17 protein-coding genes are annotated in these 17,881 nt (G+C 57.7%); 11 read left to right on the plus strand and 6 right to left on the minus strand.

Translation table 11 applies throughout. The features are described from left to right. Positions 1–106: 106 nt before the first annotated feature. Together purN and purM are read right to left on the minus strand one after the other, a co-directional pair. Positions 107–745, minus strand: a complete 639-nt coding sequence (purN, locus tag F3I47_RS07525; RefSeq protein WP_150028940.1) for a phosphoribosylglycinamide formyltransferase — start codon at positions 743–745, stop codon at positions 107–109. Then, positions 742–1,782, minus strand: a complete 1,041-nt coding sequence (gene purM, locus F3I47_RS07530) for a phosphoribosylformylglycinamidine cyclo-ligase (protein ID WP_058957429.1) — start codon at positions 1,780–1,782, stop codon at positions 742–744. The genes purN and purM overlap by 4 nt, the downstream gene beginning before the upstream one ends. 229 nt (positions 1,783–2,011) lie before the next feature. On the opposite strand from purM, the gene upp reads away from it, so the two are divergent. The 3 genes from upp to hda all read left to right on the plus strand — a co-directional run bounded on the left by upp (position 2,012) and on the right by hda (position 4,875). Further along, positions 2,012–2,638: a uracil phosphoribosyltransferase gene (upp, locus tag F3I47_RS07535; RefSeq protein ID WP_009088774.1), complete on the plus strand. Its 627-nt coding sequence runs from the start codon at positions 2,012–2,014 to the stop codon at positions 2,636–2,638. A 144-nt stretch (positions 2,639–2,782) separates the two neighbouring features. Beyond that, positions 2,783–4,066: a uracil permease gene (gene uraA, locus F3I47_RS07540; RefSeq protein ID WP_046102358.1), complete on the plus strand. Its 1,284-nt coding sequence runs from the start codon at positions 2,783–2,785 to the stop codon at positions 4,064–4,066. 107 nt (positions 4,067–4,173) lie between these two features. Continuing rightward, positions 4,174–4,875, plus strand: coding sequence for a DnaA inactivator Hda (gene hda, locus F3I47_RS07545; RefSeq protein WP_219854829.1), 702 nt, complete (start codon positions 4,174–4,176; stop codon positions 4,873–4,875). Here the strand turns inward: hda and arsC are convergent. Then, positions 4,872–5,213: an arsenate reductase (glutaredoxin) gene (arsC, locus tag F3I47_RS07550; protein WP_009088779.1), complete on the minus strand. Its 342-nt coding sequence runs from the start codon at positions 5,211–5,213 to the stop codon at positions 4,872–4,874. The two genes, hda and arsC, sit on opposite strands and share 4 nt — an antisense overlap. 29 nt (positions 5,214–5,242) lie before the next feature. After that, positions 5,243–6,706 (minus strand): M48 family metallopeptidase, encoded by a 1,464-nt coding sequence (locus F3I47_RS07555; RefSeq protein ID WP_009088781.1) that lies wholly within the window; start codon positions 6,704–6,706, stop codon positions 5,243–5,245. A 756-nt stretch (positions 6,707–7,462) separates the two neighbouring features. Between F3I47_RS07555 and F3I47_RS07560 the strand changes: the two genes are divergently transcribed. From F3I47_RS07560 to F3I47_RS07570, 3 genes are all read left to right on the plus strand, one after another. Further along, positions 7,463–8,068 carry a DsrE family protein gene (locus F3I47_RS07560; protein ID WP_150028939.1) on the plus strand — a complete coding sequence of 202 codons (606 nt, stop codon included), beginning with the start codon at positions 7,463–7,465 and terminating at the stop codon, positions 8,066–8,068. A gap of 31 nt (positions 8,069–8,099) precedes the next feature. Further along, a complete protein-coding gene (locus tag F3I47_RS07565; protein WP_009088786.1) occupies positions 8,100–8,708 on the plus strand; it encodes a DsrE family protein in 609 nt (202 codons plus the stop codon). Positions 8,709–9,089: 381 nt separating this feature from the next. Further along, entirely contained in the window at positions 9,090–10,655 is a 1,566-nt protein-coding gene (locus F3I47_RS07570; protein WP_009088788.1) for a sensor domain-containing diguanylate cyclase, read from the plus strand. Between the two features lie 74 nt (positions 10,656–10,729). On the opposite strand, the gene bcp is transcribed toward F3I47_RS07570, so the two are convergent. Together bcp and F3I47_RS07580 are read right to left on the minus strand one after the other, a co-directional pair. Then, complete coding sequence (bcp, locus tag F3I47_RS07575) at positions 10,730–11,197, minus strand: thioredoxin-dependent thiol peroxidase (RefSeq protein WP_009088790.1); 468 nt, start codon at positions 11,195–11,197, stop codon at positions 10,730–10,732. Positions 11,198–11,353: 156 nt separating this feature from the next. Next, on the minus strand, positions 11,354–11,935 hold the full coding sequence (locus F3I47_RS07580; protein ID WP_150028938.1) for a glycine cleavage system transcriptional repressor: 582 nt from the start codon (positions 11,933–11,935) through the stop codon (positions 11,354–11,356). Between the two features lie 143 nt (positions 11,936–12,078). Here F3I47_RS07580 and dapA point away from each other — a divergent pair, with 143 nt between their 5' ends. From dapA to F3I47_RS07605, 5 genes are all read left to right on the plus strand, one after another. Continuing rightward, positions 12,079–12,957 (plus strand): 4-hydroxy-tetrahydrodipicolinate synthase, encoded by an 879-nt coding sequence (gene dapA, locus F3I47_RS07585; protein ID WP_009088794.1) that lies wholly within the window; start codon positions 12,079–12,081, stop codon positions 12,955–12,957. Positions 12,958–12,971: 14 nt separating this feature from the next. Next, on the plus strand, positions 12,972–14,003 hold the full coding sequence (bamC, locus tag F3I47_RS07590) for an outer membrane protein assembly factor BamC (RefSeq protein WP_150028937.1): 1,032 nt from the start codon (positions 12,972–12,974) through the stop codon (positions 14,001–14,003). A gap of 145 nt (positions 14,004–14,148) precedes the next feature. Beyond that, the gene (gene purC / locus F3I47_RS07595; RefSeq protein ID WP_009088797.1) at positions 14,149–14,862 is read left to right on the plus strand and encodes a phosphoribosylaminoimidazolesuccinocarboxamide synthase; all 714 of its coding nucleotides are present in this window, start codon (positions 14,149–14,151) and stop codon (positions 14,860–14,862) included. Between the two features lie 130 nt (positions 14,863–14,992). Then, positions 14,993–15,856, plus strand: coding sequence for a neutral zinc metallopeptidase (locus F3I47_RS07600; RefSeq protein WP_009088799.1), 864 nt, complete (start codon positions 14,993–14,995; stop codon positions 15,854–15,856). Next, the gene (locus F3I47_RS07605) at positions 15,856–17,838 is read left to right on the plus strand and encodes a tRNA(Met) cytidine acetyltransferase TmcA (RefSeq protein ID WP_150028936.1); all 1,983 of its coding nucleotides are present in this window, start codon (positions 15,856–15,858) and stop codon (positions 17,836–17,838) included. Before F3I47_RS07600 ends, F3I47_RS07605 begins: the two co-directional genes overlap by 1 nt. Positions 17,839–17,881: the final 43 nt, after the last annotated feature.

A 17,881-nucleotide genomic window follows, 5' to 3' on the forward strand; every position in this document is an offset into this window, starting at 1 on the left:
TCCATGGCGGGCTCAGCGCGGGCCCTCCATGGCCCGCTATGCTTTACTCCGGACACAGGCCCCCATCGCTTCAGGTTTATCCGCTGTCTGTGTGACTTCCGGTGTATCAGTCGTTAGCATAGCCCTGCGGCGGCAGCGGTTCGCCATCCAGCCAGGCCTTACCGTCACGCATCGCCAGCCGTCCCTCAACAAACCAGTCGATGACCAGCGGATAGATGGCGTGCTCCTGATGCTGCACCCGCTCCGTGATCTCCGCCTCCCTGTCGTCGGCAAAAATCGGTACTTTTGCCTGCAGGATCACCGGCCCGCCATCCAGCTCGTCAGTGACAAAATGCACTGACGTGCCATGCTCGCTGTCACCGTTCTCCAGCGCCTGACGGTGCGTATGCAGGCCCGGATATTTCGGCAGCAGGGAAGGGTGAATATTCAGCAGGCGATCGTGAAAATGGGCCACGAATGCGCTGCTGAGAATACGCATATACCCCGCCAGGACGACAAGATCGGGCGAGTACGCTTCAATCTCAGCGATCAGCTGGCGATCAAAGGCGTCACGGTCGGTGAAATCGCTGGCGGCCAGCGCGTGAGCCGGGATGCCCGCCTCACGCGCCCGCGTTAAGCCAAAGGCAGCGGCGCGGTTGCTGAACACGGCAGCCACGCTGCCGTGAATGCGCCCGCTGGCGCAGGCGTCAAGGATGGACTGAAGATTGCTTCCGTTGCCGGAGATCAGTACAACCAGCTTTTTCATCCGTTGATGACCACACGCTCTTCCGCCTCTGACGCTTTGATCACGCCGAGCTTCCAGGCTTTCTCACCGGCCGCTTCCATCAGCGCGATCGCTTTATCCGCGTCGGCCGGGCTCAGGGCGATGACCATCCCGACGCCGCAGTTAAAGGTACGGTACATCTCGAAACGGCTGACGTTACCGGCCTGCTGCAGCCAGCTGAAGACGGCCGGCCACTGCCAGCTCTTCTCATCAATCACCGCCTGGGTGTTGTCGGGCAGCACGCGAGGAATATTTTCCCAGAAGCCGCCGCCGGTCAGGTGTGCGATAGCATGCACATCGACCTGTTCAATCAGGCTCAGGATATTTTTCACGTAGATGCGGGTTGGTTCCAGCAGATGATCAGCCAGCGGTTTGCCTTCCAGCTGTTCGGTCAGCGGATCGGTGCTGCTGACTTCCAGAATCTTGCGCACCAGCGAATAGCCGTTGGAGTGCGGGCCGCTGGAGCCGAGGGCGATCAGCACGTCGCCATCCTGCACCTTGCTGCCATCAATGATTTCTGATTTTTCCACCACGCCCACGCAGAAACCGGCCACGTCATAATCTTCGCCGTGATACATGCCTGGCATCTCGGCCGTTTCACCGCCGACCAGCGCGCACCCTGACTGCAGACACCCTTCGGCGATGCCGGTGATCACCGCAGAGGCAGTATCCACGTCCAGTTTGCCGGTCGCGTAGTAATCCAGGAAGAAGAGCGGCTCAGCACCCTGTACTACCAGGTCGTTAACGCACATCGCCACCAGGTCAACACCAATGGCGTCGTGACGTTTGAGATCCATCGCCAGACGCAGCTTGGTACCAACGCCATCGGTGCCGGAGACCAGCACGGGTTCACGGTATTTTTGCGGCAGCGCGCAAAGCGCACCAAAACCGCCCAGTCCACCCATCACTTCCGGGCGACGCGTCTTTTTCACTACGCCTTTAATACGGTCAACCAGGGCATTACCAGCATCAATATCAACACCGGCGTCTTTGTAACTGAGAGAGGTTTTGTCGGTCACTGCGAGGTCCCCACGCGAGTTGCGGTTGGTGGTTAAAATAAAGCGCGGCAATTCTAACAGTGCAGGCAAACGTTTGCGAGTCCGGGATTGCGCATCGGACAATTTTCATTAATCCTTGTTTTATCCCGGCCAGACTCGCGGCTTTGCGCAAGGACAGGTGGCGCAGAGCGGAAAAGGCGGTATAATCCCGCGATTTTTTTTTAGCTCAACTCATTCCGGGAGAACACCAATGAAGATCGTGGAAGTCAGACACCCGCTGGTCAAACATAAACTGGGCCTGATGCGTGAGCATGATATCAGTACAAAGCGCTTTCGTGAGCTGGCGTCTGAAGTGGGCAGCCTGCTGACCTACGAAGCGACCGCCGATCTGGAAACGGAGCGCGTCACCATTGAGGGCTGGAACGGCCCGGTTGAAATCGATCAGATCAAAGGCAAAAAGATCACGGTGGTGCCGATTCTGCGTGCCGGTCTTGGCATGATGGAAGGGGTTCTGGAGCACGTTCCCAGCGCCCGTATCAGCGTGGTTGGGGTTTACCGTGATGAAGAGACGCTGGAGCCGGTTCCCTATTTCCAGAAGCTGGTTTCTAACATCGAAGAGCGCCTGGCGCTGGTGGTAGACCCGATGCTGGCGACCGGGGGCTCAATGATCGCTACCATCGACCTGCTGAAAAAAGCGGGCTGCACCAGCATTAAAGTGCTGGTACTGGTTGCCGCCCCGGAAGGGATCGCTGCACTGGAGAAGGCACACCCTGACGTTGAGCTCTACACGGCGTCTGTGGATCAGGGACTGAATGAGAAGGGTTACATCATTCCCGGACTCGGCGATGCCGGGGACAAGATTTTCGGAACCAAATAAATCGCATAGCCGACCAGAGAGTCGGCTTTTTTTTGCAAAAAAAAGCTCTCCGACCGGGGCGGGTTTGCCGCAGGGCTGACCCGCGTGCCTGAGGCTGTGCCTGAAGCGCGCACCCGTGGGGAAAATAACATAAGGGGATAAATGATGACTCGTCGCGCCATTGGCGTCACTGAACGACCGCCGTTACTGCAAACCATTCCACTCAGCCTGCAACACCTGTTCGCCATGTTTGGTGCCACGGTGCTGGTGCCGATTCTGTTTCACATCAACCCGGCGACGGTTCTGCTGTTTAACGGCGTCGGCACGCTGATCTACCTCTTTATCTGTAAGGGCAAAATCCCCGCCTATCTCGGTTCCAGTTTCGCCTTTATCTCGCCGGTACTGCTGTTGCTGCCGCTGGGCTATGAGGTGGCGCTGGGAGGATTTATCCTCTGCGGGGTGCTCTTTTGCCTCGTGGCGCTGATTGTTAAACGCGCGGGAACCGGCTGGCTGGACGTGATGTTTCCGCCAGCGGCGATGGGCGCGATTGTCGCCGTAATCGGTCTGGAGCTGGCGGGCGTAGCGGCCAATATGGCGGGCCTGCTGCCGGCAGAAGGCAGTGCACCCGACAGTAAAACGGTGCTGATTTCGCTGGTGACCCTGGCCGTCACGGTATTTGGTTCGGTGCTGTTCCGCGGCTTCCTGGCGATCATCCCTATCCTGGTCGGCGTGGTGGCGGGTTATCTGCTCTCCGCGTTTATGGGCATCGTGGACTGGCGCGGCGTGGTCAGTGCCCCCTGGTTTGCCCTGCCGACCTTCTATACGCCGCGCTTTGAGTGGGTGGCGATGCTGACGATTCTCCCCGCCGCGCTGGTGGTGATTGCCGAACATATCGGGCATCTGGTGGTCACGGCTAACATCGTGAAGAAAGATCTCATCCGCGACCCTGGCCTGCATCGCTCAATGTTCGCCAACGGCTTATCGACGGTGATCTCCGGCTTCTTCGGTTCCACCCCGAACACTACCTACGGCGAAAACATCGGCGTCATGGCGATTACCCGTGTCTACAGTACCTGGGTAATTGGCGGTGCGGCGATTCTGGCGATCCTGCTCTCCTGCGTCGGCAAACTGGCGGCGGTGATCCAGGCGATCCCGGTGCCGGTTATGGGCGGCGTGTCGCTGCTGCTGTATGGCGTGATCGGCGCATCGGGTATCCGCGTCCTGATCGAATCGAAAGTCGATTACAACAAAGCGCAAAACCTGATCCTGACCTCGGTGATCCTGATCATTGGCGTCAGCGGCGCGAAGGTGCACATCGGCGCGGCAGAGCTGAAGGGCATGGCGTTAGCGACAATCGTGGGCGTCGGACTCTCATTGATCTTCCGGGTGATCTCGCTGCTGCGTCCGGAAGAAGTGGTGCTGGACGCCGAAGAATCCCGCGAGCCCTGATCGCATCGTGACGGACAGGATCGGGGCAGGGACGCCCCATTCATCTCTTTCTGAAAACTGTGGTAGACTTCCCCCGATTTTTTGCTTGTTCTCTTGCTGAGGTGCTTCTGAACACGCCGGCACAATTGTCATTGCCACTCTATTTACCTGACGATGAAACCTTCGCCAGCTTCTGGCCGGGGGAGAACCCGTCGCTGATTGCCGCGCTGAAAGGCGCTCTCAGCCAACAACATGGCAGCTATCTCTACTTCTGGTCACGCGAAGGCGGCGGGCGGAGTCATCTGCTGCACGCCGCGTGCGCCGAAATGTCCGCACGCAGTGAAGCGGTGGGGTATGTGCCGCTGGACAAACGCACCTGGTTTGTACCGGAAGTGCTGGAGGGGATGGAGCAACTGTCACTGGTCTGCATCGATAACATTGAGTGCATTGCCGGTGAGCCGGAGTGGGAGATGGCGATCTTCGATCTCTATAACCGCATTCTGGAAACCGGCAACACGCGGCTGTTCATCACCGGCGATCGTCCACCGCGCCAGCTGAATCTGCAGCTGCCGGATCTCGCCTCGCGCCTGGACTGGGGGCAGATCTATCGCCTGCAGCCGCTCTCCGATGAAGATAAACTGCAGGCGCTGCAACTGCGCGCCGGGTTACGCGGCTTTGAGCTGCCGGAGGATGTGGGACGTTTCCTGCTGAAGCGACTGGATCGTGAAATGCGCACCCTGTTTGAAACGCTGGATCGGCTGGATCGTGCCTCGATCAGCGCCCAGCGCAAACTTACCATTCCCTTTGTTAAAGAGACGCTCGGCCTTTAAAGAATGTCGAGCACCGCTTCCGGCGGACGTCCGATTCGCGCCCGATCGCCCTTGATCACAATCGGCCTTTCAAGCAGTTGCGGATGGGCGGCGAGCGCGTCCAGCAGCGCACTTTCCTCTTTATCACTCAACGCCAGTTCGCTGTAGAGCGCTTCTTTCGTCCGCATCAGCTGGCGTGCGCTCTGCATCCCCAGCTTCTGCAGCAGACTCTGCAGCGTCTCGCGGTCAGGCGGCGTCTGCAGATAGAGCACCACTTCCGGTGTCAGGCCGCGGGCGTTCAGCAGGGCCAGAGTTTCGCGACTCTTGCTGCAGCGCGGGTTGTGGTAAATCGTCACCATGTCAGGCTCTCCCTTTCTGGCTGTTATGCTCAGCCTTTCTGATATTGTTTGAAACGCTGCTGCAACTGACGCAGCTGATCGATACGGGCATCGTAGCGCGCCTGCTTCAGGCTGCCGAGCGGCACCTGGGCGCTGGCGCTACTCAGTGCGCTAATCGCCTGATCGAGCTGACCATTCAGTGCCAGACTCTCGGCCCGCGCTGAGAGCTCCTCATCATTCAGCCCCTGCTGAGCAGAAGCCTGCGCCAGTAAATCCCAGCCGTTGGGATCATCCTTGTTTGCCCAGGTGTAGCGATTCAGAATGCGGCTGGCGCTGGCATACTGTTTCGCTTCCACATAGGCATTCGCCAGGTTGAGCTGCACCACCGGGCTGTTTTTCGCCCCGGTAGCCGCGGTGAGCAGGGCAATCGCCTGCTGCGGCTGGTTCAGGCCGATATCGATATCGGACATGATGTCGAGGAACCAGACATTACCGGGCTGCTTCGCCAGCAGTGGGGTCATAATCCGCTTCGCGTCGGCAAAACTCTTCGCCTGCAAAAACTGTATCGCTTTGCCATATTGTGAGGCCAGCTGCTCACGCGAATTGCCGCTGGCATACTGGCTAAGCAGTTCGTCAGTAAGCTGATTGCGCCCGGTGGAGTACATGCCCAGCGCCCGGACCTTCGCCAGATAAAAATCTTCCGTCGACTGCACGACTACTGGCCGCATCTGGTTGGCGCGGTTTCGGGCATCCGCCAGACGGCTGTCGGGCAGGGGGTGTGTCAGCAGAATTTCCGGTGGCTTTGACGAGAAGCGGCTCTGATCGGCCAGCTTCTGCAAAAAGTTCGGCATCGCCTGCGGATCGAATCCGGCGCGCTGCAGCACCTGAATCCCGATGCGATCTGCCTCCTGCTCATTTCCCTGGGTAAAGCTGATGATCCCCTGCTGGGTGCCCGCCAGCGTACCGGTCAGTGCGGCCATGCCCGCCTGCGGACTCGCCATCGCCAGCAGAATGGAGCCCAGCGCACCGACCCAGGTCAGCGGCGCATTGCGCTTCTGATCTTCCATCGCGCGCGCCAGATGGCGCTGGGTAACGTGAGAAATCTCATGCGCCATTACCGACGCCAGCTGGCTTTCATTCTCGGTAAAGCGGAACAGCGCGGAGTGCAGCACCACATTGCCGCCAAAGAAGGCAAAGGCGTTCAGCTCATCGTTCTGTATCAGAAAGAAGTGGAACGGCGTTTTCACCGAGTCAGCGTGCGCAACCAGGCGCTGGCCGAGTTGATTGATGTACTGATTGAGAAGCGGATCGTTGATCAGCGGTGCGCTGGCGCGAAGCTGGCGGACATAGAAGTCGCCCATCTGCAGCTCCTGATTAATCGACAGCGTCGAACCGGCCGTGGTGCCAATATCGGGAAGAGAATCACTGACATCAGCGTAAGCCGGTGACAGCGTGGACAGAATGAGCGTCGGCAGAAGCGCGGCGATCAGCGTTTTTTTTAACCGGTTCAACATGCCTTAATCCTGTAGAGAGGCTCTGAAAAGAGACAGGTGCGCAGCGGGTAGGTTCCCTTTTCCGCAGATAACGACGGTTTGCGCCTATCTTAACCAGTGCCCGAAAAGAAAGAAATGCTGTTTTCGGGGCCAGCCGGCGGCGCGGTTTGTGCAAGATCAGCGAATATGACGAAAAAAATTGAACATTCCTGAAACCTAAACCGTAGTTAAACGGATAAGTCGGGGCAGGGGATTGCCCGCGCCGGCGCGCAATTATACAACGGCTTATTTACCCTGCTGATTGAGTCCGGCATGAATAAAGCAGAATCTTCTGTCGGTCTTCTGACGTTAATCCGCTTTCCTTTTTAAAGTTATGTAAATTCACTCAAAAAAACTGAATATGGCATGATTTTTTCCAGGTCAAATCTGAAAAAAACAGCGAAACGCATGGGTTTAATTCCGTTTTTACATTGATAAATTCAATCGTTATTCCGGCCATATCTGTTTTTTTCTATTTAACGCTGGCTGTTATTTTTTAAATCTTTCCCCTGTCGCCATAAATAAGGCGGCCCTTATCGCGGGCCAGTGATAAGAAGATGGTTTTTAGTCGCTAATGAAATTTTTCGATTAATTCAGGCGGTGAATCATTTCTGCTGTCATCAGCAGCGTGCCTGCCCGCCTTTCCTTCAGGAGAGAATCACGTCCGCGCTGTGATATAGATAGCCGACCTGATTCAGTCCTGAATCGGCCAGAGATTATTTGCCGGAGAGAAGTGTTATGCGTTCAGCTATTTCGTACGCTTTAATCGCCATTATCGGTGGCGTAGTGGGTGCGGCTGTTACTCAGAGTGGCACTATTTATGACAAGGTCACACGCCATTTTGCCTCAGAGCCTCAGGAACCCGCCGGATTCTGGAGTACACCGGCGATTAAAGGCTACGGCAAAATTCATTATGAGCCTGATGCCGCCTTTAAACCGGTGCCGGGTCTGAGTAATAAAATTGTTTTCCAGATCACCCGCAGCGATGGCGCGATGACCGCACCCAATCTGGGACTGGAGCGCGTCGCGCGGGTAGTGAATCTTTATATCGCCTCTGGCGTTCCGGCCGATCAGCTGAAGTTTGTGGTTTCGGTTACCGGTGACGCGACCCCCGCCATGCTGGATAACGCCCATTTCAAACAGTTTTATGGCATCGACAATCCCAACCTGAAGCTGATTAACGAGCTGAATCAGGCGGGCGTCAAAGTCTCCGTGTGCGATCAGTCGGTGGCCTTCCACCACTATCCCAACAACTGGATTGATAAATCCGTTGTGCATGCGCTTTCCAGTCCAACCACGGTCTCAACGCTGCAAAACCAGGGGTATGCGTGGCTGGCAATGTAATTAACGTTCTATTTAATCGGGAGAATATCTGATGCGTCCAGCAGCTTTAGTGGTGGTGGCAGCCGTCGCGGGATTTATTGGCGGCAATGTTTTACAGCTGCCCGCTTTATTTGGTAAGGCCAGCGATAAACTGGCGGAGAATAAAACCGAGCCTGCCGACTTCTGGAGTACACCGGCAATTGAGGGGTATGGCAAAATACATTATGTCGATACGCCAGCCTTTAAACCCGGCACAACGACAGGCCTGAGTAATAAAATCGTCTTTCAGATCAACCGCAGTGAAGGGGATATCCGTAAACCGAATCTCGGTCTGGAGCGCGTCGCGCGTGTAACCAACCTCTATTATGCGGCGGGTGTTCCGCTCGATCAGCTGAAATTTGTGGTATCCATTAACGGCGACGCGGTTTCATCTGCCCTGAACAATGCGCAGTTCAGCAAAGCCTACGGTGTCGATAACCCGAACCTGAAATTAATCAGCGAACTGAAAAAAGCGGGTGTGCAGGTCACTATCTGTGACCAGTCAGTGGCGTTTCATCAGCTGGAGCGTGACTGGATCGACCCGATGGTCACCCACACGATCTCCAGCGGCACCACGGTCGCCACCCTGGAAAACAGCGGTTACGCCTTCCTGATGCTCTGATCCTCCTGACAGCGGCGTCATGGCCGCTGTCATCTGCTGTGCTTTGCTTTTCCTGTAAGGCGGACCGGCCTTACTCCTTTCTTCTCACCGGATGCGCCCTGTCGCTTCGGGCTGGCCTTAATTGCCGCGGCTCCTACGATAAAACGTCATGTTTACCGGGGTTCGGGACCACTATCTATCGTGCTTTTTCCCTGTCAGCAGGGAAGCCCCGATCATTAAATCAGTGCCAGGATAATTTGTATTTAGTCGGCTGAAATTTGTCTTAATGCTGCTCAAAAAGGCCAGCAGGGTGTAGACTTAAGCCCGGATTATCAGCTGGCTTTCATTAAAAAAATAATCAGGCATTCATGACATGACTTCCTTCTTCGGGGCGGCAACGCCATGCTAAAGCTGTTTCGGCCTAAAGCCGATTTGCGCAATCTGATCGCCCTGCTGGTCATTGTCAGTATTGTCATTACGCTCGCCAACACACTTTACGCCACCTGGCGGGTGCAGCGTCAGGTGCTGATCGATTCCACGCTTGAAGCTAACCGCGCCTATGCCGCCAAGCTCGCCTCTACCAGCGAAATCTTCTTCCAGCTGGCGCAGTCACAGCTGCACTTCAGCGCCAATCAGCTCAGTCGTGACTTCAATAATGATGCGTTGCTGAGCAGTGAGGTCAACCGCCTGCGTGAGCAGACCACCAGTTTTAACTCGGTGGTGGTGGTGGATGGGCAGGGCGTGGTCAAAGCGATCTCGCCTGAGTCCCTGACCCTGAAAGGCATGCATCTCACCAGTGATGCCTCGCGCGAAGCGCTGACGCTGCGGCAGCCGGCAATCAGCAAACCGACGCTGTCACCGGCTAATAATCTGCTGGTGTTTGTCTCGTGGCCAATCTGGAGCGAACAGGGCGACTATCTGGGCTACGTCGGCGGCACCATCTATCTGAAAAAGAAAAGTATTCTGAATGCGCTGCTGGGTGAACAGTTCTACCGCGATGGCACCACGGTCTATGTGCTCGACAGTAATAATGAGGTGCTGTATCACCAGAATCGTCAGCTGGTGGGCAAAACCCTGCCTGCCATCGTCAGTCCCAACGGTGAGGAGACTAACGGCTCGCTGATGATGACCGGTGCGGGAGAATCCACGCAGCTGGCCGGCTATGCCGTCGTTCCGACCACCGGCTGGACGGTGGTGGCCCTGAAGCCCATCAATGCCACGCTCGATCCGCTCTCCGGGCTGTTAATGAAAGTGCTGAAAAACTCGGTGCCGTTTGCGCTGCTGACCCTGCTGGTGGCTGTGGTGCTGGCGCGACTGATCGCCCGCCCGCTGTTTCAGCTGGCGCGCAAAGCCAGCCGGATGGATGCGCAGGGCGTCTCTAAGGAGATTGGCGGTATCAGCGCCTGGTATTTTGAGGCCGCACAGGTGAAGCGCGCGCTGCTCACCGGTATCGGCCTGGTGCAGGACAAAATCGGCCGTCTCAGCTCAGAAGCGCAGACCGACCCACTCACCCAGCTGCTGAATCGCCGCGGGCTGAACGCGGTCCTGGAGTATTACCGCACGCTGCGCCAGCCTTTCGCGGTGCTGGCGCTGGATATCGACCATTTCAAAAACGTTAACGACAGCTGGGGCCATGACGTCGGTGATCGGGTGATTCAGCAGGTGGCCAGCACGCTGCGTGCCAGCGCCCGTCACTCGGATGTGGTGTGCCGCAACGGTGGGGAGGAGTTTCTGATGCTGCTGCCAGGAACGTCGCTGGATGAAGCGCAGGTCATCGCAGAGCGGGTGCGGCAGGGCATTGCAGAAGCCTGGCTCAGGGATGTGGGGCGGATTACCCTCTCTATCGGCGTCGCGGCCTGGAAAGGAACGCAGGATGCCGGGCTGGAAGTGAGCCTGAAACAGGCGGATGCCGCGCTTTATGAGGCAAAGAATGCCGGGCGCAACTGCGTTATCGTTGTCCGATCTTAACGGTTCGGGAAGCGGGGAGGGCGGGAAAAGAGAAAGAAGAAGGGCGCGGCACCCAGGCTACCGCGCCCTTAAGATCAGGCGGACTTGACGTAATCCAGCACCATGTCGTGGTGATTCGAGGTCTTGAAGTTATCAAACACTTTCTCAACCTTGCCCTCTGCATCCACCAGGAAGCTGATGCGATGAATGCCGTCATAGGTTTTACCCATAAACGTTTTTTCACCCCAGACGCCAAACGCCTGGCAGACTTCATGGTTTTCATCTGAGAGCAGGGTAAAGTTCAGCAGCTCTTTTTCCGCAAAACGTGACAGTTTTTCCGGTTTGTCGGTGCTGATACCCAGCACTTCCACACCCGCTTTTTTCAACTCATCCATGTTGTCACGCAGACCGCACGCCTGCACGGTGCAGCCTGGAGTCATCGCTTTCGGGTAGAAGTAGACCAGAACGCGCTGTCCCTGGAAGTCGGTCAGATTCACTTGTTCGCCGTCCTGATCGGGCAGGCTAAATGCGGGTGCGGTGTCACCGGCTTTCAGTGGATTCATCACATCTCTCCATTTTTTTATTCAGGCTGTGGGTAATACACCATCCAGCGAAAAACAACCAGAGGGAACGTTACCATCAGGGGGTATTTCACCACATAGCCGGTCACGTTTCAGTGGCAGTAATGTGGAGAAATAACTCCGGTTTATTTGCAAAGTTTAGCGCACCGCGCTGACAGATTCGCTGCTGTCGGCGTCTGACACACTATAGAGGCGCAGCGTGCCCTGGGCATTCAGCTCCTGACACAGCGAATTGAACGCCTGCTCAAAGGTGGTGCCGCTGGTGCGTGTCGGACTGTGTGCCGTCATCTGAATATAGAGTGTCGGCGGCAAACTCTGTTGCGCGGGAGTGATGCGCGACACCAGTTCCGCCACGTTCATCTGATGCTTATCAATAAGATCGGTAAAGCGCTCGATGATGTGCGGTGAATCGGCGACCTCGACCTGGATAAAGGCGGTATCCGGCATCGGCGGGCGTAACCGCGCGTTGGTACGCTTCATGACGATCAGCAGCTCCAGCTCTGCCCCTTTCAGCGGCAGCGTCGATTCAATCAGCGTGATCGCATTCCAGCTGCCGGACAGCAGCATGATAAACGTGAACTCATCCCCGAGCATGGCAAGACGGCTGTCTTCAATATTGCAACCACAGCTGCTGACGTGTCGGGTAATGGTGTTGACGATACCCGGACGGTCAACACCGAGGGCGGTGATCACCAGATGATGGGGCTGAGATTGCGACAAAATGGCTTTTCCTCTGCTTTCGCTAATAACCATAAGGTAAACATAAAAAAAACTGCTGACAAGCGCGGGAATGGCGTGGCTTGCTTGCTTTTCCCTAAGCGTAAAACGTACCATGAAGCACTTGTTTGTCGAGGGGATCGCCAATGTTTACGGGAAGTATTGTTGCACTCGTTACGCCAATGGATGACAGCGGTAATGTCTGCCGGTCGAGTCTGAAAAAACTGATTGATTATCACGTCGCCAGCGGCACCGCGGCGATCGTTTCCGTCGGCACCACAGGCGAGTCTGCCACCCTGAGTCATGAAGAGCATGGCGATGTGGTGATGCTGACCCTGGAACTGGCCGATGGCCGTATTCCGGTGATTGCCGGAACCGGGGCTAATGCCACCGCTGAAGGCATCTCCCTGACGAAGCGTTTTGAACATTCCGGCGTGGTGGGTTGCCTGACCGTCACCCCTTACTATAACCGCCCGACGCAGGAAGGGCTGTTCCAGCACTTTAAAGCGATTGCTGACAGCACCAGCCTGCCACAGATGCTCTATAACGTTCCCTCACGTACCGGTTGTGACATGCTGCCGGAAACCGTTGCCCGCCTGGCCGAAATCAAAAATATTATCGGAATCAAAGAGGCAACCGGGAACTTATCGCGGGTTAGTCAGATCCAAGAGCTGGTTAATGAAGATTTCATTCTGGTGAGTGGCGATGATGCGACGGCACTGGACTTTATGCAACTGGGCGGCAAAGGCGTCATCTCGGTGACCGCGAACGTGGCTGCACGCGAAATGGCGGAAGTCTGCCAGCTCGCACAGCAGGGCAATTTCGTCGAGGCACGCCGCCTGAATCAGCGTCTGATGCACCTGCACCAGACGCTTTTCTGTGAACCCAATCCTATCCCGGTGAAATGGGCAGCGAAGCAGCTGGGATTAATCGCTAACGACACGCTGCGTCTGCCAATGACGCCACTGACAGCAGCCAGCCAGCCGAAAGTGGAACAGGCGCTGGTGAAAGCGGGTTTGCGATAATTTAGGGAGTTTGAATGAATTACTCAGTAAAGCGGTCAACAATTGCCACAGTGGTGGGGCTTTCTACCCTGATGCTGTTGTCGGCCTGTTCAACCGATCAGCGTTATAAGCGCCAGGTCAGCGGCGACGAATCCTATCTTCAGGCCAGTGAACTGCATGAGCTGAAAGCGCCTGCCGGGATGATCCTGCCGGTGCAGCGTGGCGACTATGATGTGCCCCGCACCGCCAGTCAGGGCCCTACCGGCAAGCAGCTGGACATCCGTCCGCCAGCACAGCCGCTGGCACTGATGAACGGCACCCGCGCGCAGTTCAGTAACAACACCGGCGCGCTGATCATTGATAACAGCCGTGGCTCGGTCTGGTCGCAGGTCGTCAATGTGGTGCAGTCCTACAAATTCCCGATCGCCTCCCGCAATGATGCCGGTCAGCAGCTGACGACCGACTGGGTTCAGTGGAACCGTGCGGATGAAGATCAGCAGTACCGCGGTCGCTACCAGATCAGCGTGCAGTCGCAGAGCTATCAGCAGCTGCTGACTGTGCGTCTGCTGGAGCTGCAGCAGGATGGGAAAACCATCACTTCACCTGCCCAGATCCAGCGTTACACCGCGCAGATGCTGAATGACATCAGTACCGGCATGGACAAGATCGATACCGCCAGTGAAAACGCGGCATCCGGCCGGGTGAATGGCGCGATCGATGTGCAGAGCGGTGCCGATGATACCGGTCTGCCTATGCTGATCCTGCGAACGCCTTACAACGTGGCCTGGCAGCGTCTGCCAGACGCAATGAAACGCGTTGGCATGGAGGTGACTGACACCACCCGCTCTACCGGCAGCATGAAGGTGACCTACAAGTCACTGAGCAGCAGCGACTGGGATTCCTTGGGCGCGAAAGATCCGGAATTGCCGAACGGCGATTACAAAGTGCAGGTCGGCGATCTCGACAACCGCACCAGTCTGCAATTCATCGACCCGAAAGGGCATGTGCTGACCCAGTCGCAGAACGATGCGCTGGTGGCCGTGTTCCAGGCGGCGCTGAACAAATAAAGTTGCCTCAGGCCGGAGATTCTCCGGCCTTTTTTTTTTGTTTTTGGCATAATAGCGCGCGGCGAAGTAAACGATTGCGTCAAGGCAATCGCCGCAGCGGCGCTGGCCGCTGAACACCCGTTATTTCAAGTCTGGAGTGAACAAGATGCAAAAGCGAGCTGAGTTGTATCGCGGTAAAGCGAAAACCGTATACAGCACCGATAACCCGGATCTGCTGATACTCGAATTCCGCAACGATACGTCAGCAGGTGATGGCGCCCGAATCGAGCAGTTTGATCGTAAGGGAATGGTTAACAATAAGTTTAACCACTTCATCATGACCAAATTGCAGGAAGCGGGTATCCCGACCCAGATGGAAGCGCTGCTGTCCGATAATGAGGCGCTGGTCAAGAAGCTGGAGATGGTACCAGTAGAGTGTGTGGTGCGTAACCGCGCCGCAGGATCGCTGGTAAAACGTCTGGGCGTGGAAGAGGGCATGGTGCTTAATCCGCCGCTGTTTGATCTTTTCCTGAAAGATGATGCAAAGCATGACCCGATGGTCAACGAATCCTACTGCGAAACCTTTGGCTGGGTCAGTAAACAGAACCTGGCGCGGATGCAGGAGCTGACCTTTAAAGCTAACGAGGTGCTGAGCAAGCTGTTCGACGAGGCGGGTCTGATTCTGGTCGACTTCAAACTGGAGTTTGGTCTGTTCAACGGTGAAGTGACGCTGGGCGATGAGTTTTCCCCGGACGGTGCGCGCCTGTGGGACAAAGAGACGCTGGATAAAATGGACAAAGACCGTTTCCGCCAGAGCCTGGGGGGTGTGGTGGAAGCCTATGAGGCGGTGGCACAGCGACTGGGCGTTAAACTCGACTGAGACTGACGACCGTGCAGAAGATAAAAAGGAGAGCCCCGGCTCTCCTTTTTTCATTTTGGCGTAAAGCTGGTGATTGCTTCGTCGCACAACTAAAATCATGCCATCTGAAGATTATCAAAGGGAGTAGAGCATGCGCTGGCAAGGGCGTCGCGAGAGCGACAATGTAGAGGACCGTCGCGATCAGTCATCCGGTTTTGGCGGCGGCGGACGCCAGATTCGTCTGCCACGTGGCAAAGGTGGCATCGTGCTGCTGATTGTGGTGGCGGTAGCAGGCTATTACGGTTACGACCTCACCGGACTGCTGACCGGCGGCGACGTGGCACCGACCAGCCAGCAGCAGCGCAGCGTCAGCGCCAATGATGATGAGGCGGCGAAATTCACGAAGGTGATTCTGGCTACCACTGAGGATACCTGGGGCAAACTGTTCCAGCAGATGAACAAGCAGTATGTGGCCCCGAAGCTGGTGATGTATCGCGGCGCAACCCGGACCGGCTGTGGCACCGGCCAGTCAGTGATGGGACCGTTTTACTGTCCTGCTGACCAGACCGTCTACATTGACCTCTCCTTCTACGACGAGATGAAGACGAAACTGGGCGCGGGCGGAGACTTTGCTCAGGGGTACGTGGTCGCCCATGAAGTGGGTCACCACGTGCAGAAGCTGCTGGGCATTGAGCCAAAAGTGCGTGAAATGCAGCAGGGCGCCAGCCAGACACAGGTCAATCAGCTCTCCGTCAAAATGGAACTGCAGGCTGACTGTTTTGCTGGTGTCTGGGGACACTACATGCAGAAGGAAAACATCCTGGAAGCGGGCGATCTGCAGGAGGCGCTGAATGCTGCCGAGGCGATTGGTGATGATCGTCTGCAGCAGAAAGGTCAGGGGCGCGTGGTGCCGGACAGCTTTACCCACGGCACCTCTGAGCAGCGCTACACCTGGTTCAAGCGCGGATTTGATGGTGGCGATCCGGGACAGTGCAACACCTTCGCCAGCAACTGATGTCTCTGCCACAGCAGACGCAGCTTATGCAGCAGGCCGGTGTCCGTCGTCTGGCGGTGATCAGCGGCGACCCGGCCTGGTGTGTGATGCGGGCTGCAGAGTGGCGTGAAATGCTCCCGGGCGACTGGCTGCAGGTGAGTCCTGAACCGCTGTTTACGGGGCCCTCTGAGGCTCCCGAACCGCATAAACCGCCCGCAGCGCTGCGAACGCTGCTTGGCCGCGAGTTTCATCACGCCATTTTTGACGCCCGACAGGGCTTTCATGCCGAGGCTTTTGCTGCGCTGGCGGGGACGCTCAGCGCCGGTAGCTGGCTGTTACTGCTGGTGCCGCCCTGGGGGCAGTGGTCGCAGCAGCCTGACGCCGATAGCCTGCGCTGGGCAGATGTTGCGGAACCGATCGCAACGCCCGGTTTTGTTCGCCATCTGCAACAGCTGATAATCGGCGATAAGCAGGTGCTGCTGGCGCGTCAGCATCAGTCTGACCGTTTTCCGCCCCCACCGGACTGGCCGTACTGGCACTGTCAGGCACCGCAACAGCAGCAGGCGATACTCGAGCAGCTGGCGACGATGCCTTCCGGCGTTGCAGTCCTGACGGCCGCCCGCGGACGGGGCAAATCGGCGCTGGCGGGCATGCTGGCCCGGCAGAACGGGCAGTGTCTGGTGACCGCCCCGGCCAGAGCCTCCACGGAAGTGCTGGCGGCCTTTGCTGCTGAGGCTTTCCATTTTATGGCCCCGGATGCTCTGCTGGCGTCTGATCCCCTACCAGCGGCGTCGTGGCTGATCGTGGATGAAGCGGCGGCCATCCCGGCTCCGCTGCTGCAGGCGCTGGTCAGCCGCTATCCCCGCGTCCTGCTGACTACCACCGTGCAGGGCTACGAGGGGAGCGGGCGCGGGTTTATCCTTAAATTCTGTGCCGGGCTGCCGCAGGCACGCTACTTCACGCTGGATGAGCCGCTGCGCTGGTCGCGTCACGATCCGCTGGAGCAGTGGCTGAATGCGGCGCTGCTGTTTGAGGATGCCGCTGCCACCACGTCCGCTTCTGCCGTGACGCCACACCCGGTCCCGCGTCACGATTTCCCCATGCTTGAGGCCGCCTATCGTCTGCTGACCAGCGCGCACTACCGCACCTCGCCGCTCGATCTGCGCCGCCTGCTGGATGCACCGGGTATGCAGCTGTGGCGGGCAGGGGAGCCGCCGGGTCTGCAGGGGGCGCTCTGGCTGGTGGAGGAGGGCGGGATGGAGCCCGCCCTGGCGCAGGCGGTCTGGGCAGGCACCCGGCGACCGCGCGGCAATCTGGTGGCGCAGTCACTGGCCGCACACGCGGGTCTGGCTGAGGCGGCGACCCTGCGCTCGCTGCGCATCAGCCGGATTGCCGTGGCGGCGGAGAGCCGCCGTCGGGGAATGGGGCAGCAGCTCGTGGCCGCTGCCGCCCGCGCCGCCGCCGAGCGCGACTACCTCTCGGTCAGCTTCGGCTACACTGAATCTCTCTGGTCATTCTGGCGCGCCTGTGGTTTTACGCTGGTACGGATTGGCAGTCAGCGTGAGGCCAGCAGCGGCTGTTATGCGGCGATGGCCATCCTGCCCTGTTCTGCAGCCGGCGAGGCATTGCAGCGTCGCGCGGCAGACCAGCTGGCGCGTGACTGGCCGCTGCTGCGCCAGCACATCGCGCTGGATCTGCAGTTTGAGGCGAGGTGTGATGATGGATGGCGTGTGCAGGACATCCCGCTGGCCGCAGGTTTTGCCTGGGCGCAGCGCCCACTGGAAGCGAGCCTGCCGGTGTTGCAGCGTCTGGTGGCGGCCAGTGCGGCCCCAGACTCACTGCTGGCCGCAGCGGTAAGCACACCGGATGCGTTAAGCGGGCTGGCACACCAGGCGGGCATAAGCGGACGCAAGGCGCTGATTTCGGTACTGCGTCAGCAGGCGGCAGCCGCCCTGGAAAGTCTGGGCATTCGGCAGGATGCGCTGCACCCGTCGTTGAAATAATTCGACCAGCGGGTTCAAATAATCCTCATATCATTCTTTGCCA

This window comes from Pantoea sp. M_10, assembly GCF_008631515.1.
In the GTDB taxonomy this organism is placed as follows: Bacteria; Pseudomonadota; Gammaproteobacteria; order Enterobacterales; family Enterobacteriaceae; genus Pantoea; species Pantoea anthophila.

Excerpts from the sequence above, each read along its gene's own strand:
- purN (WP_150028940.1), bottom strand. The coding sequence starts at position 745 with ATGAAAAAGCTGGTTGTACTGATCTCCGGCAACGGAAGCAATCTTCAG.
- upp (WP_009088774.1), top strand. The coding sequence starts at position 2,012 with ATGAAGATCGTGGAAGTCAGACACCCGCTGGTCAAACATAAACTGGGC.
- uraA (WP_046102358.1), top strand. The coding sequence starts at position 2,783 with ATGACTCGTCGCGCCATTGGCGTCACTGAACGACCGCCGTTACTGCAA.
- arsC (WP_009088779.1), bottom strand. The coding sequence starts at position 5,213 with ATGGTGACGATTTACCACAACCCGCGCTGCAGCAAGAGTCGCGAAACT.
- F3I47_RS07555 (WP_009088781.1), bottom strand. The coding sequence starts at position 6,706 with ATGTTGAACCGGTTAAAAAAAACGCTGATCGCCGCGCTTCTGCCGACG.
- F3I47_RS07560 (WP_150028939.1), top strand. The coding sequence starts at position 7,463 with ATGCGTTCAGCTATTTCGTACGCTTTAATCGCCATTATCGGTGGCGTA.
- F3I47_RS07565 (WP_009088786.1), top strand. The coding sequence starts at position 8,100 with ATGCGTCCAGCAGCTTTAGTGGTGGTGGCAGCCGTCGCGGGATTTATT.
- F3I47_RS07570 (WP_009088788.1), top strand. The coding sequence starts at position 9,090 with ATGCTAAAGCTGTTTCGGCCTAAAGCCGATTTGCGCAATCTGATCGCC.
- bcp (WP_009088790.1), bottom strand. The coding sequence starts at position 11,197 with ATGAATCCACTGAAAGCCGGTGACACCGCACCCGCATTTAGCCTGCCC.
- dapA (WP_009088794.1), top strand. The coding sequence starts at position 12,079 with ATGTTTACGGGAAGTATTGTTGCACTCGTTACGCCAATGGATGACAGC.
- bamC (WP_150028937.1), top strand. The coding sequence starts at position 12,972 with ATGAATTACTCAGTAAAGCGGTCAACAATTGCCACAGTGGTGGGGCTT.
- purC (WP_009088797.1), top strand. The coding sequence starts at position 14,149 with ATGCAAAAGCGAGCTGAGTTGTATCGCGGTAAAGCGAAAACCGTATAC.
- F3I47_RS07600 (WP_009088799.1), top strand. The coding sequence starts at position 14,993 with ATGCGCTGGCAAGGGCGTCGCGAGAGCGACAATGTAGAGGACCGTCGC.
- F3I47_RS07605 (WP_150028936.1), top strand. The coding sequence starts at position 15,856 with ATGTCTCTGCCACAGCAGACGCAGCTTATGCAGCAGGCCGGTGTCCGT.